At 31.9% G+C, this 12,753-nt stretch carries 16 protein-coding genes and 2 pseudogenes; 1 reads left to right on the top strand and 17 read right to left on the bottom strand.

What is annotated here, in order from left to right; genetic code table 11:
- Positions 1-22 precede the first annotated feature (22 nt).
- The 13 genes and pseudogenes from V7S50_RS27385 to V7S50_RS27325 form a co-directional block, all read right to left on the bottom strand.
- Entirely contained in the window at positions 23-1,363 is a 1,341-nt protein-coding gene (locus V7S50_RS27385; RefSeq protein WP_224413959.1) for a phage portal protein, read from the bottom strand.
- A gap of 93 nt (positions 1,364-1,456) precedes the next feature.
- A complete protein-coding gene (gene terL, locus V7S50_RS27380; RefSeq protein WP_336376643.1) occupies positions 1,457-2,704 on the bottom strand; it encodes a phage terminase large subunit in 1,248 nt (415 codons plus the stop codon).
- A 189-nt stretch (positions 2,705-2,893) separates the two neighbouring features.
- Positions 2,894-3,385 (bottom strand): hypothetical protein, encoded by a 492-nt coding sequence (locus V7S50_RS27375; protein WP_000113637.1) that lies wholly within the window; start codon positions 3,383-3,385, stop codon positions 2,894-2,896.
- Positions 3,386-3,402: 17 nt separating this feature from the next.
- Positions 3,403-3,588 (bottom strand): hypothetical protein, encoded by a 186-nt coding sequence (locus tag V7S50_RS27370; RefSeq protein WP_000892960.1) that lies wholly within the window; start codon positions 3,586-3,588, stop codon positions 3,403-3,405.
- Between the two features lie 232 nt (positions 3,589-3,820).
- Entirely contained in the window at positions 3,821-4,321 is a 501-nt protein-coding gene (locus V7S50_RS27365; protein WP_001205173.1) for a sigma-70 family RNA polymerase sigma factor, read from the bottom strand.
- Between the two features lie 270 nt (positions 4,322-4,591).
- Positions 4,592-4,972, bottom strand: a complete 381-nt coding sequence (locus tag V7S50_RS27360; protein WP_242253713.1) for an ArpU family transcriptional regulator — start codon at positions 4,970-4,972, stop codon at positions 4,592-4,594.
- 63 nt (positions 4,973-5,035) lie between these two features.
- Positions 5,036-5,212: a Fur-regulated basic protein FbpA gene (locus tag V7S50_RS27355; protein WP_336584441.1), complete on the bottom strand. Its 177-nt coding sequence runs from the start codon at positions 5,210-5,212 to the stop codon at positions 5,036-5,038.
- Positions 5,193-5,831, bottom strand: a complete 639-nt coding sequence (locus V7S50_RS27350; protein WP_001261480.1) for a hypothetical protein — start codon at positions 5,829-5,831, stop codon at positions 5,193-5,195. Before V7S50_RS27350 ends, V7S50_RS27355 begins: the two co-directional genes overlap by 20 nt.
- Before the next feature lie 236 nt (positions 5,832-6,067).
- The gene (locus V7S50_RS27345) at positions 6,068-6,850 is read right to left on the bottom strand and encodes an ATP-binding protein (protein ID WP_242254017.1); all 783 of its coding nucleotides are present in this window, start codon (positions 6,848-6,850) and stop codon (positions 6,068-6,070) included.
- Positions 6,834-7,598 (bottom strand): conserved phage C-terminal domain-containing protein, encoded by a 765-nt coding sequence (locus V7S50_RS27340; RefSeq protein WP_000096621.1) that lies wholly within the window; start codon positions 7,596-7,598, stop codon positions 6,834-6,836. Before V7S50_RS27340 ends, V7S50_RS27345 begins: the two co-directional genes overlap by 17 nt.
- A gap of 79 nt (positions 7,599-7,677) precedes the next feature.
- Positions 7,678-7,962 (bottom strand): hypothetical protein, encoded by a 285-nt coding sequence (locus V7S50_RS27335; RefSeq protein WP_242253715.1) that lies wholly within the window; start codon positions 7,960-7,962, stop codon positions 7,678-7,680.
- 66 nt (positions 7,963-8,028) lie between these two features.
- Positions 8,029-8,296 (bottom strand): annotated as a pseudogene (locus V7S50_RS27330) (group-specific protein).
- A 186-nt stretch (positions 8,297-8,482) separates the two neighbouring features.
- Positions 8,483-8,689 carry a helix-turn-helix transcriptional regulator gene (locus V7S50_RS27325; protein WP_000549412.1) on the bottom strand — a complete coding sequence of 69 codons (207 nt, stop codon included), beginning with the start codon at positions 8,687-8,689 and terminating at the stop codon, positions 8,483-8,485.
- 137 nt (positions 8,690-8,826) lie between these two features.
- Here V7S50_RS27325 and V7S50_RS27320 point away from each other — a divergent pair, with 137 nt between their 5' ends.
- Positions 8,827-9,471, top strand: a complete 645-nt coding sequence (locus V7S50_RS27320; protein ID WP_242253717.1) for a LexA family protein — start codon at positions 8,827-8,829, stop codon at positions 9,469-9,471.
- Between the two features lie 539 nt (positions 9,472-10,010).
- Here the strand turns inward: V7S50_RS27320 and V7S50_RS27315 are convergent.
- The 4 genes and pseudogenes from V7S50_RS27315 to tnpA all read right to left on the bottom strand — a co-directional run bounded on the left by V7S50_RS27315 (position 10,011) and on the right by tnpA (position 12,699).
- Positions 10,011-10,535, bottom strand: a complete 525-nt coding sequence (locus V7S50_RS27315; RefSeq protein WP_242253723.1) for a nuclear transport factor 2 family protein — start codon at positions 10,533-10,535, stop codon at positions 10,011-10,013.
- A 155-nt stretch (positions 10,536-10,690) separates the two neighbouring features.
- Positions 10,691-11,070, bottom strand: a pseudogene (locus V7S50_RS27310) (nuclear transport factor 2 family protein).
- 142 nt (positions 11,071-11,212) lie between these two features.
- On the bottom strand, positions 11,213-12,292 hold the full coding sequence (locus V7S50_RS27305) for an RNA-guided endonuclease InsQ/TnpB family protein (protein WP_242253725.1): 1,080 nt from the start codon (positions 12,290-12,292) through the stop codon (positions 11,213-11,215).
- Entirely contained in the window at positions 12,289-12,699 is a 411-nt protein-coding gene (tnpA, locus tag V7S50_RS27300; protein ID WP_242254019.1) for an IS200/IS605 family transposase, read from the bottom strand. Before tnpA ends, V7S50_RS27305 begins: the two co-directional genes overlap by 4 nt.
- Between the last annotated feature and the right edge of the window lie 54 nt (positions 12,700-12,753).

Genomic DNA, 12,753 nt, shown 5'->3' with positions numbered 1-12,753 from the left:
TTCCTACTTTCTAGCAAGACTACTAAATCGAATTTGAATCTTCATTTAAAAATTTATCTCCTTCTAGAACTGGTTCGTATCCAATAACTTTTCGGCATTCATTTCTTGTTAATATACTCTTTTCGTATCCATCTATTGCATATTGCATATCACTTGCTCGATCATCTGTATCAATTTCATTTAATTGAAACTGCCAGTCCAATTCCCCTAATGTTCCTGTAAACTCTTTAAATAATTGTGTATTTAATCGATGTTCTAAAATTTGTTGACCTGGTTCAATAATTGATCTTTTATACATTTCATTCATTTCTTTTGCTGTCGTCTGTCCAAGTGATCCTGTCATAGCCCAACCAATTCTATATGGTGGAACTCGATGAGCTACACAAATTTCCATAGCATTATCTTGGCGATATAAACGGAAGCTCGCTTCTTTGACATCAGGCCCTAATTTCTCTAAGCGAGCTTTTGCTCCTTCAGGGACAGGAACAACTGCTAACTTATGATGTTCTCCTTTTGTTTCGACAGAGAAAAATGTTTTTAATTCTCTTTCAACTGAATCATCTATTTCATCAACACCCTCAACAAACAAAACAGCATCTGGAATTGTTTTACCAGTGAAATAATTAATATTGTAATCTCTTACAGCTTGTGATCCTACAATGGAACCAATAGAACTCACATAATCCGGAATACCATAGTATGATGATCTAGAACCAAATTTACGAATTACAATAACTTCACCAGCTTTTTCTTCAGTGTCTAATAACGAGTTTTCATTTAAGCTATCACTAATTGTTTCTCCATCTACTAACCTAAAATCATATGGATAACTAAATCGTTTAAACCATCTCTCCTCATTATTTACAATTTGCGCAAATCGAATCTTATCTTTATGCGCACGTACCGTATGTGCTGGAATATGGTGAAGCTGCGCTGGTTCCCCTTTCAAGTTACGAACAACCTCTATAATTCCCCAACCTACAGTTTCATAATCCTCCCAAACTGCCCTAAGTATTTCGCTACTTGTCATTTCATTGTTGCAATACCTCATAAAACGCTTTAATTCTTTATATTGTTCTTGATTTGCCTCTGTCACTTCATCTAGCGGTGCAAAATCAAATCCCATACCAGCAATATCATTTACTTTTGCACTAATACATGCCGAGTGAATAGGGTTACTTTCTCTCAAATTTAATAATACTTGCATATCATATGGAGGCTTTACTAGTTCTTTATCACCGTACACTTGTGCAAATGGATCAATTGCCATTTGTTTACTTTGAAGTTCCTCATTACGTAAATTCATCTCACGATTTTGTAATTTAAGTACTTTCACATTCTTAATTGCTTTCTTCTCAACCATAAAACCTATGCCTCCTTTTATATACAAATCATCTATTCAATGTTTTTCATAAAAACTTTACCAATATAAAAAAGCTGAACATTACATGTTCAGCTAAACTCTTTTTATTTTTCCACCCATTATTTTTTTTTGCTTAGTAAAAAAGTATTCTAAGGCTTGTGACGTTGTATCTACTTGATCATTATGCTTACCAGATGGGAAAGAAGCTAATTCATCTACATAATCATATACCCAAGATTGTATTTTAGGATTAGGTATATATACATTTCCAGATTGAAATTCAGGGGATATCGCCTCAGCACGTGTTTCTTTTGAACCCTGTGGATTTATAGGAATAATACCACTTATTTCATTCTTCAATGAACTAATAATGGCAGGGCCATTTGCTTTTTTTTCAACTAATTTCGGAATGGACTTTTTAAAACCAGAATTCCGAAGAATCGACTCATATTTATGATGAAAAACAACAAATGCTTTCTTTGTTTCTAGGAAATTCATTTGCGCTCTCACTTGATCAATTAAATATTTGTCTCCATCTATTTTTCCCCAAATCTGTCCAACCACAAATGAACTTTTATTTGTAGTATTATCAAAAGCCATATCCCAGGAAGTAATAATTTGATCAAATTGTTCCCAATTTGGTAACACATCATAATATTGAAACCAGTTCCTTTTAAAAATATTCCCTATATCACTCGAAGGTTTTTGTTGCCATAAAGATAACCAAGAGCGTGCAGAGGAAAACTTCTTTTTATCTTCATAATAATTTTGGCCATAGTGTTCAACCCATAAACCTCTGCCTATTTCTCTGTTCAATGGATCATCCCTTGACTCTGCTATAGCAGGAATTGATAACACAGTCCATTTCTCCTGTTCTTTCTCTAACAATCTACCAGCTAAATCGTCCTCATGCCATCGCGTCAAAATTAGAATTACCTTTGCACCTTTTTGTAAACGTGTAGATAGAGTATCTTCCCATTCATCCCATAGTCGATTTCGGTATGTAATTGATTCGGCCTCTTGGCGATTTTTAATAGGGTCATCAATAATTAATAAATCTGCTCCTTCCCCTGTAATTGAACCACCAACTCCTACAGACAACATTCCACCAGAGTGGTTATGTATTGCCCAATCTGTTACTGAACCTTGTCGCTCATCAATTCTAATGTTAAATATTTCTTTACCAAACTCTTCAATCTTAGCACGATTTCTTCTACCAAACTTTTCAGCTAAACTTGATGCATAAGATACCTCTATAACTCTCTTATTTGGATACTTTCCTAAATACCAACTTGGCAATGTTTCTGTTATAGACTGTGATTTTGAATGCCTAGGTGGCATAAACACCATTAATCTATTAGTCGATAATTTCTCTTCAATTAAATCTTGGCAAATCTTTGTTATTAATTTTGTGTGTTTTGCATGTTTATAGAATCCCTTATGTGTATACTGAACATAGAAAGGGGTAGTTCACTTTTGCCAATTCCTTAAATGTATTTTCATCTATTAACTTATGCATATTCATCCGTGTCATGATTGTAATTCTCCTCCTTGAACTTTCTCAAATAATTTCATAGCTAAATCAAGCATTTCCTCATCACACCCAATTTTCATGGCCATTTTATTATGCTCTACTTTCATTTCTCCTGAATGATTTACGTTTGCTTGCAATTGATCTTTCCTTCCCCATTTAGTTGGGAATTTTCTTTCTAATCTCCACGCTGCGGCTTTCCAATTAGATTTTGCATGCTCCCCAATTGTCTCAACGTCTCTAGCTTCACTAAATGCTAATGCCTGATCAATTTCCATGACTAACTTCACATAAATCTTATCTTTTCTCGGTACTACTTCACCTGTCTTTTCACTCGTTTCAATTGCTCTACGCCCTTGTTTTAACCAAACATAAACTATACTTCTACTAATTCCAACTAACGCACATGCGGTTTCAATATAATTCCCTACTCTAATATATTGGGTCAACCTATTTATCAGCTCATCATTCAATTTCATTGGTCGCGCCACTAGCATTCCCTCCCGTTTTAACTCATCATTTGTACTTCTTTTTCTAAACACTCAATACATATTGTTGTTATATTGTCGTCAACTACCTCACGAATTAACATTTGTTCACAATACTGAATTGTGATTGGAAATTTCAAAACCCACAAACATTTTTCAAGACAAATTGAACATATTGGCATTGTATCTATATCTTGTTCTAACATCTAATCGCATCCTTCTGTAGTTTTTCATGTACTACTGCCTATTTTGTAGTAAATAAAAAGATGCCGTCACTTTTAAAATCTCTCATTTAATTTATAGATATCCTTTGGATCACTCTTTCTTTTTGCTAGTATCCATTCTTGATTTTTTATATTTCATTTAAACTTATTTTATTACTCTCTATTTATAGGTGGCACTATGGTGACAAGAATTTATTTGTAAATAAAAAAAGCCTTAACTACTTTCGCAGAAAAGACTTTTTCTTACTTGTTTAGCAATTTTTATTTCAGATCTATATAGAATCGTTTTAATTGTGCTTCTTGAAACATTCAAATATTTAGCAATTTTCTCTTGTGTAATGCCTCTTCCTCTTGACATGATATATATTTCTCTTTCATATTTTGTCAAAGTAGAGAGCGCATCTTCTAGTTTTATTCTTTCCCATTCTGAAATGACACTTTCTTTGTTTTCATCATCCCATTCATATGTTGTATCAGTACTACGAAAATACCTTTGCATTAACAAGGAATCATATGATTTTTCTCGTTGATAAGCAGCTCTACGTTCTATTCCCCTGCGATTACCCGGCATCTTTGCATTCTTCATCCACTCCAAAGCATATGTGACATCACTAATCATACTTGTTAATATTTTAATCTCTTCTTCTTTTGCACTTATTTTTGCACTCTCTAGCTTACATAACGTTTCTTTATATTGGATAATTAAATCTCGCATATACCATTCCCACCCTTATAACAAAGCAAAATTGTTAAAAATAGAGACCATCTAAATCTACATTTAATTTCCATTTATTTTTTCTCATCAAAAACTATAATGATTTTAAAAAATCTTCCTTAATACTATTTATCATTGCTACTTTGTACTTATATGATATATGTATATAACGATTCATTTTTATCTCTTTTTCATCATTTTTTTACATAAAAATAACCACCTGCTTGTTTACACAGGTGGTTATAATCCATATTAAAAACTTATTCATTATTAGTAATCTTTACACTCCTCAACCTCAATCCCTAATGCATATGCATAGTTGTAAAAAGCAGTATTTCTTTTTCTATAATAATCTCCCTCGGATAAATTCAACTCTTTCATAACCTCATATCTATTAACTCGATTCTTTAACAAATATTTTCGAATAATTATTCTATCACTTTCAATATCTAGCTTTTCTAACCCTTTGTTCATCGCAATAATATAATTGATCCGCTCTTCTTTCGCATTTTCTTTTAATATATTTTCTTTTGAGAGTATCGTTTCGTTAAAATAATTACACTTCATAAATAATCTGTATTTCTTTATAGCTTTCAGTACATTTTCTTTTGTAGCTTCTTTATTTAATACTGGTAATTCTATATTTAACATGTTAAGCCCCTTTCTTATCATTTATCCTTAACCATAATTTAAATTTCATATATTAATTTGCTACTAAGGCTTACATTCTTTATGTATTAATTCATATATTGTATTGCTAACATTTATTTTCTTATCCTTATGATTTTTGATTAATTTTATTAACTCATCACTATTTAATTCGTACAATTGTTTATCCTTATATTTGTAAATTCCATTTTCAATAAGTTGATTAATTAAAAATAACTTCATCTTGCCACACCACCATATCTTCAACGAAAAATTGAATCTCAATATCTTTTGAATTATAATAACAAATTGCGCCCCCATTAATTGGAACACATCCTACTACAATTTGAGATTCACTTCCACTTTTTACAATAGCCACTTTATACAATTTATTATCTCTTTCAATTACATCACCGAGTCTAAACTCATCTATTTTACGCCCTTTGATAGCGAATAATTTTGCCCGTTCAAATAATAATTTTTCACTTTTTTCAGCTTTCCTAATTTTTAATTTCGTACGCTTTTCAAAATGACCATAATTATTAGAGAACTCCTCTCCATTAATCCAGAACCAACTACCATGCTTTATTTCTTTTTCATTTTCTTTACAATATTCAGCGATAAATTTTTCACTATTTTCATTTTCAATATACAATAGTTCTCCTTTTCGAATAGTTTCTCTACAATCTATAAATTCGTTCTCAAAAAAGAAATTAATTTGTTGATAGCTTTCTTTTTTACCTAAATAATCAGCAATCACTCTTTCACCTTCTATTTTCCAACACATCGGTGTCTCTTGTACTGTTGTAATCCAATTTGTTTTCATTCGTTTAATTGCTTCAAATCCTTTATATGTTCTCATTTTCAAGATGCCTCCATTTAATTATTTAAAACATATTAAATAAACTTAAAAACTACTTTCAATGTACATACGTGTAATTTCTGATCAAATGCTCATTCCATTCCTCATATTCTTTCTTAACTTCCGAATCACTTCACTTACTCGCTAATTAAAAGAACCAATTCATACAGTACAAATTTCTTGAACAATATGTTTTTATCTGAATATATATTTCCTACACCATATATATTCTTTTCTTAAAAAGGTAATTTTCTCTTACGCTTATCTCTTGTTTTTTTAAATTCCATGTGTCGATATGTATTAAACATACGAGATGTAACTCTTTCATCGTACGCTTTTATAATTGCCTCACCTGTTAAATTCGTTGTGATAATTGTTTTTTTCCCTTGTCGTCCATCAAATAGTTTAAATAACACACGATTTACAAATGCTGTTGCTTTTAAATCATTAATATCCATATCCCCTAGCTCTGCTCCTAGATCATCAATGACTAATAAATCCATAGAAATTAGCATATTTGTTATGCTATGCTCTGTTTCACATGATTGCGTATTAAATGTCGAACGTATGTAATCAAAGAGTTCTGAACTTGTAACATACATAACTTTATTCGAACTTTGTTCATTCATTTCATGCGCTATAGAGTATGCAATATGACTTTTTCCAGCTCCAACTTTACCCACGAGAATCAAATTAAATCGAATATCATTTAAATAGTCTGTAAGAGCCTTTTTAGCTAAAATTAAATTGTTTTCATCCTCTTCACACTCTGATATAAATGTCGAAAATCTAGCTAATTTAATAGTTTCATCTTTAATAAGACTATGATCGTAAAATATACTTTTACGTTTTCTTTCCTCTTTTTCATAACGAAAAGCATTCATTTCTTTTTCTAACCTTCTATTTTCTTCTTCTAAACGACATACTGGACAAATCGTTTCACCCTGAATCTCCATCAATCTTACCATTCGCTTTCTCTCCTGCTTACATATCAGACATGTATCAGAAAGGAAGTTCATTCTCTTCGAAAGACTTTGTACTATATCTGTTACCTTTGTTAAAGCCATTTGATTTCACCATCTTTCTCTGTTGCAAATATCCCTCAAATTTAGTTCCAAATAAGGTTTCTGGTCTTAAATATTTTGCCTGTTCTGTATAAAGCCATTCTTTCGCCTTCGTCTCAATAACTTCTTTAAATTCATTTATATTAAATCCCTCTTGTAGTCTAGATTTAATTAACATTTGCGTCTTTTTAGTTGAAATACGATAACTTGTATTACATACACTGTTGAGATAATTAATTATCTCTACTATATCTTTTTGAGTGGTATTCTCTGTGTTAATCTTTTGTGTAGTCTCTGGTATTGGTTGAGACATATTATCATTTTCCATCATGACAATATGTTCTTTTCGTTGAGACAATTTGTCACAATCGTTATCTATTTCTAATTCAACTAGTCTGTTATAATTTATTGAATACCATTTTGTTTTATCAAACTTTAATTTGTTATAGTTACCACTTATCAATAAATTAAACTCTTCTAAATTTTTAACAATACGTTTCAATGTTCTTTCATTCCAAAACGGAAACTGTTTATGCCAATTTGTAATGCTATTATAGACCCAATAACGATCATCATAATAATGTTTCGAGCGCTTGAGCCAATAATGTATTTGTTGAAGAAAAATTGCCTCGTTCAACCCAATCTTACTTGCTAATCGAGGTAATACTAATAGTGGCTCATCCTGTATTAGCAAACTACTCATTTTATCTTCCTCCAGATTTTTTTCTTAAAATCAATATATTTAAATTCTAATATATTAAAGGTTTGATTCTCCAAAACTTTTAAATTTCCCAACCTATTAATACTCGTATAGCTTGATTAGCTTGCTTCCTTGTAAGATCACTCAGTGATTGAATTTTAAGTTTTTCTTTTAATTTATTTTTGATTTCTTCTTTTGATATTACTCCATCATATTTCAATGCTATTATATGCATTTTGGCATAAATCATTTTTAACTGTTTATTCGAAAGTTTTTGCGATTCAAAACAACTAGTATTACTAAATTCTTCATTTTCATTAGTACTCTTGCTGACATATCCTTGTTTTTTTGTGACTTTAAAAACCATGTTTAATCCTCCCTACAATAGACTTTCCTATAAGATTTGTTTTTTAAGACGATAGTCTTTCTTTTCTTACACCTCATTCTCCGTTAGCCAATTTAATAAAAATGCCTTCGTTTCTTTAGCCGGAAAATACCATTTCCCGCCCACTTTAAATTTTTGAAAACACTAATCAAAAAAAGAATTCTGTTTGATTAGTATTCCACGACATGCACGTTCTTTTTTTAAATTCACTTTTATCCCAAAATACAAATTTTGCATCCACTTCTTTAAGCTTTTCTTCTAATTTTTCTAAATATAACCTTCTGATCGCTCTTTCATCTACTTGAATATTTAGCATGCTATATTTCATCTCAATTTTTTTATACCAAATACACTTTAGCTTTTCATTTTTTGATCTCTTTCCTGCTTTTCTAAGTAAAAAAACTATATATAAAGTACCTTTAATAGTACGATTATTAGATATTTAGTTTGAAATATGCCCCAAAAACATCCTATAATCCAGATATAGATACGTGCATTTTTGTCACAAATTATTTAAAAAAAGATCAGGGAATAACTCTTCTATAGATTTCTCTAAATAGCACGATAACATATGTGCCTCTTTCAGAGTGAATTCACTTTTATTATGTTCTTTTGCCCAATATGTACGTGGAGAAACATTAAGAAAATCAGCAACTTCTTCAATAGTTTTTCTCTTTAATTTTCTTTCTAAAAATATCATCTTGTGCATTTTTGTCACCTCTTTTCAAATTCAAATATAGTACTACGTGACAAAACAGTCAAGAATTTTTTTACCAAATAACGAAGAAAGTTGCATTTTTGTCACACCAATTATATAATCAATCAAGACGGAGGTGACAAAAAGTCATGAAATCATTCGGTTTAAAATTATCTCAATTGATGAAGAAAAATAATATGACAGACGAACAATTAGCTGAATTATTATCTGTTAGTAGAACTACTGTTTTGCGGTGGAGAAATGGTGAAAGAAGCCCTAAAATGTCAAAAATATCTCAAATCGCTAAGATATTAAATGTCTCTGCGACCTACTTTATTGATGAAAATGAATCCTATTATCCTGAAGATCAAGCAATTACCAAACGAAATATTCCCATTTATGGTACAATCGCAGCTGGTAAACCAATTGAAGCTATAGAAAATGTAATTGGTGATATACAGGTACCTGATATCATTTTAGATAAATATGGATTTGAAAAACTATTAGCACTTCGTATAAACGGAGACAGCATGAATAGAATTGTACATGATGGACATATAGCTGTGCTTGAGAGGACAACAAATATAAATAATGGCGACATAGCCGCTGTACTCATCAACGGATATGACGCCACTTTAAAAAGAATTTACAAAACCAATAATAGAATTATCCTAGAACCAGATTCTTTTAATCCTAGTATACATCCATTAATGTTTGATTGTACAGATATAGAAAATTGTCCAGAAATAAAAGTAGTTGGAAAATACATTTGGAGTTGTGCACCAATTCAATAATATTTCATCAATAAATTAAGTTATTTATTAATAAATTTTAAAGTAAGGGGGCTTTCTCCCCTTCTTTTTTATAGCAGGAATTTACCTTGTTTAGATTCAGAAAATTCGGATTTTTACTGTGTTTTTTGTGGGGGAATTACTCTTCTTTCAAATAAAAGTGTTTTACCCACAACATAAAAAAGCCTCAACACGTTTTGTGTCAAGGGTTTGAAACTCTTATTATAGAGACATGTACTGTCCACTTTCTCCTCTTAAACATTCAACCATACTTAGTACTTCTTCAAAATCTATACTTGAATGCTTTTTCTTGCTCAATACAAAATACCTTTCTTACAAATTAATACGATAATCTAATATTAACATGGTGCAGTTTCAGGGGTAAGTTATCAGAAGACATATGAAGTAAGCACCTTACAAATTATAATAAATTGAATCTTGGTAAAACAAAAAGAGATGTCTTAGTAGTATACCTAGGACATCCCCTTCATTTTATAATATCTAGATTCTATACATCTCTAACAATTAAATATTTATTCTACCTAAAACATCGTATTATTATTAGCTGCTTCACTTGGAACCTCTTGAATTACATCCCAGTGTTCGACAATCTTTCCATCCATGATACGAAATATATCCACTATAGCAACTCCCTTATCTTGAGAATTAGTCCGAGAATGTACATGAAGAGCAACCGTATCCCCTTCAGCTACTACACGTTTAATCTCTGCAGAGGAATTAGGGTTTTTAACAAAATCCTCCTTAAAGAAATCCATGAAGGCTTTTCGTCCATCAGCGACAAAAGGATTATGTTGCTTATACTCTTCACCTACATATTTAGGGATAATATCGATATTATGTTTGTTAAAAACTTCATTATAGAAATCAACTACCATCTTTTTATTCTTTTCATTTTCTTTTACTTCTTTTGATACAAAAGCAACATTCTCGCTCTTGATTGTGTTACCTTTGTTATTACCGGTGGAAGCTTGATATACAAAAGTCGAAACTACTCCTAAAATAAATACAGAAATAATTGTTATGATTAAATTTTTCTCTAATTTCATATATACCTACCTCTTCTAAATTATATAAATTATCTTCCATAACACGTTTGAAAAAGGTGAAACCTTCCCCAAAATATGATTTGAGGGGTAATGTTAGTAAAACCTGTTTATCCTAACATTACCCCTTATACAAGGTATGCAAGAAGCGATTAACTCTAACTTAATACCTCATTAACAGTTGCACTGTCCACAATTTGAATAAACTTCTTAACCTTATCGTTCTCATCAAACTCATAAAGGTGACAAAAATCTGCTACAAATGACTTCCCTGTAGTTTTATATGTTCCACTATATTTTCCATACACGATAACAGTATTGTTATTAAATGCATAAATTTCATCTTTAGCGCTATAGTTATCCCATTCCGTGCCAAGACGTACATGTACATTTTTCACCACTTCATCTGAACCTATATAAGTCCCCGCATATGGAAATCCAGCAGCTTCTGTCCAAGATACATTTTCACTTAAATATGTTTTGAAAACATCTAATTTCCTTCGCCAGTTAACACATACGTTTCATTTGACACTCCCACGGCTAAAGCCGCAAGTCCTACACCTTACGGTGTAACGGATGGGATTCTTGAATGACTAACCGTTCGCAGTTCATTTCTGTTTTGAACAGCCTTCAAGATGAGGGTGTGCCATCACCCCTCCTAAGACAGACCATATAGGTTCTTAGGCTGATTGACTATTACCATCAACCACAGTTGCGTAGCGAATGTTCATCGCCCCAACGATATCACGATGCTTCTCAAATCCGCATGGGCACTTATATTTTCTATCTTGTGCTTTGTTCTTTTCAGAACACTTGGGACATGTTTGACTTGTATAAGAAGGATTCACATATTCAACCTTTATGCCAACTAATTTCGCTTTGTACTCTATGAATTGCGCTTGACGAAAGAATGACCAAGTGTGTAGATTTTTTTCGTTTTTACGGCTTGTTCGTGCCGTCTGTCTAATGTTCGTTAGTTGCTCTAATCGAATGACAGAGATATTATTATTCGTTGCGAAATCAACGATTTCACGACTCACTTTGTGGTCTTGATCTTGCATCCATCTTTGTTCTTTATCATCAAGTTGCCGAAGGGCATTCAATTTCTTAGCTTCTCCTAACTTCTTACGAATGCTACGAAACTTACGTTTCATATATTTGTTTTGTCTACCGTTTCCGAAGAAACGAACCTTATCATCGTCTGTGATGGCCACCGCAGGAACTTTGACACCTAAGTCCACTCCTAAAATCTTTGTTCCCATTTTTTCGTTTGTAGGGATTGTGACAGATATTTGAGCGATCCATTTAGTAGATTTCTTTGTGATACGAAGAGTGCCTAACGTGTGTTTCAACAATTCAAAATTGTGATTGTATTTGTCGGTTAATAAAGCACGAATCTTTAACCGAGTTGACCTTCCATTTACCATAAAGGGCATTGAAATGTGCGTGAAGTCAAATGAATAGTTTTGGTTATTCCACACGCAAACAGGTCTTTTTAGAATCGGAACAATTCTGTATTTACTCTTTTTCACTTTTGTAGAAAATACACTTTTCGCATCTTTAATCGCTTGATTTTTAACCGCACTTGGAAGGTTGGCTTCAATATCCTTTGTGCTTTTCTTCATGCTTTTCTTCGCTTCAACCATTTCAGATACCAGTGTATTAATGAGTTTAATATAATCAGAACTACTTTGTTCCAATAGCCTATTTTGTTCTTTTGTCGGAAGCAATTTAACTTTAACCGTGATGGTTTGTGTCACAAGTTCCATCCCCTCGTTTTTTGACTTTCAACATAATGTTGTATTGTTTCACTTGATACATTCCCAGCAGTAGAAATAAAATAGGAACGTGTCCACAGACTTGGAAAATGCGCGGGATGAGAAAATTCTTCTCTTAAACGCTTCGACGTCACTCCTTTAATTTTCGCCATAATATCAGCAGGGCTAAGTGTTGGTAGTGTATTTAAGAACAAGTGAACATGGGCTTTGTCAAATTGCATTGCAATAATAACAATATCTAGTTCGTTACATAGCTCTTGAACCAACGCATTGAAACGTTCTTCTACTTTTGCGTTAAGAAAAATCTTTCTTCGGTATCGTGGACAAAACACAAAATGGTAGTTAATTAATGAAACGGTAATTTTGGTTTTTCTATAATCATTTATCATGCTTACAATGTATCGGTTTGATTGTGAAACTACAACATAAAGGATACCCACACT

Origin of the sequence: Bacillus sp. CCNWLW194, from assembly GCF_037120585.1 — a bacterium.
GTDB lineage: Bacteria > Bacillota > Bacilli > Bacillales > Bacillaceae_G > Bacillus_A > Bacillus_A basilensis.
This window is presented reverse-complemented; position numbering and strand designations above follow the sequence as displayed.

Coding starts and splice junctions, on each gene's coding strand:
- V7S50_RS27385 (WP_224413959.1), bottom strand. CDS start 1,363: ATGGTTGAGAAGAAAGCAATTAAGAATGTGAAAGTACTTAAATTACAA.
- terL (WP_336376643.1), bottom strand. CDS start 2,704: ATGCCACCTAGGCATTCAAAATCACAGTCTATAACAGAAACATTGCCA.
- V7S50_RS27370 (WP_000892960.1), bottom strand. CDS start 3,588: ATGTTAGAACAAGATATAGATACAATGCCAATATGTTCAATTTGTCTT.
- V7S50_RS27365 (WP_001205173.1), bottom strand. CDS start 4,321: ATGCGAGATTTAATTATCCAATATAAAGAAACGTTATGTAAGCTAGAG.
- V7S50_RS27360 (WP_242253713.1), bottom strand. CDS start 4,972: ATGTTAAATATAGAATTACCAGTATTAAATAAAGAAGCTACAAAAGAA.
- V7S50_RS27355 (WP_336584441.1), bottom strand. CDS start 5,212: ATGAAGTTATTTTTAATTAATCAACTTATTGAAAATGGAATTTACAAA.
- V7S50_RS27350 (WP_001261480.1), bottom strand. CDS start 5,831: ATGAGAACATATAAAGGATTTGAAGCAATTAAACGAATGAAAACAAAT.
- V7S50_RS27345 (WP_242254017.1), bottom strand. CDS start 6,850: ATGAACTTCCTTTCTGATACATGTCTGATATGTAAGCAGGAGAGAAAG.
- V7S50_RS27340 (WP_000096621.1), bottom strand. CDS start 7,598: ATGAGTAGTTTGCTAATACAGGATGAGCCACTATTAGTATTACCTCGA.
- V7S50_RS27335 (WP_242253715.1), bottom strand. CDS start 7,962: ATGGTTTTTAAAGTCACAAAAAAACAAGGATATGTCAGCAAGAGTACT.
- V7S50_RS27325 (WP_000549412.1), bottom strand. CDS start 8,689: ATGCACAAGATGATATTTTTAGAAAGAAAATTAAAGAGAAAAACTATT.
- V7S50_RS27320 (WP_242253717.1), top strand. CDS start 8,827: ATGAAATCATTCGGTTTAAAATTATCTCAATTGATGAAGAAAAATAAT.
- V7S50_RS27315 (WP_242253723.1), bottom strand. CDS start 10,535: ATGAAATTAGAGAAAAATTTAATCATAACAATTATTTCTGTATTTATT.
- tnpA (WP_242254019.1), bottom strand. CDS start 12,699: ATGATAAATGATTATAGAAAAACCAAAATTACCGTTTCATTAATTAAC.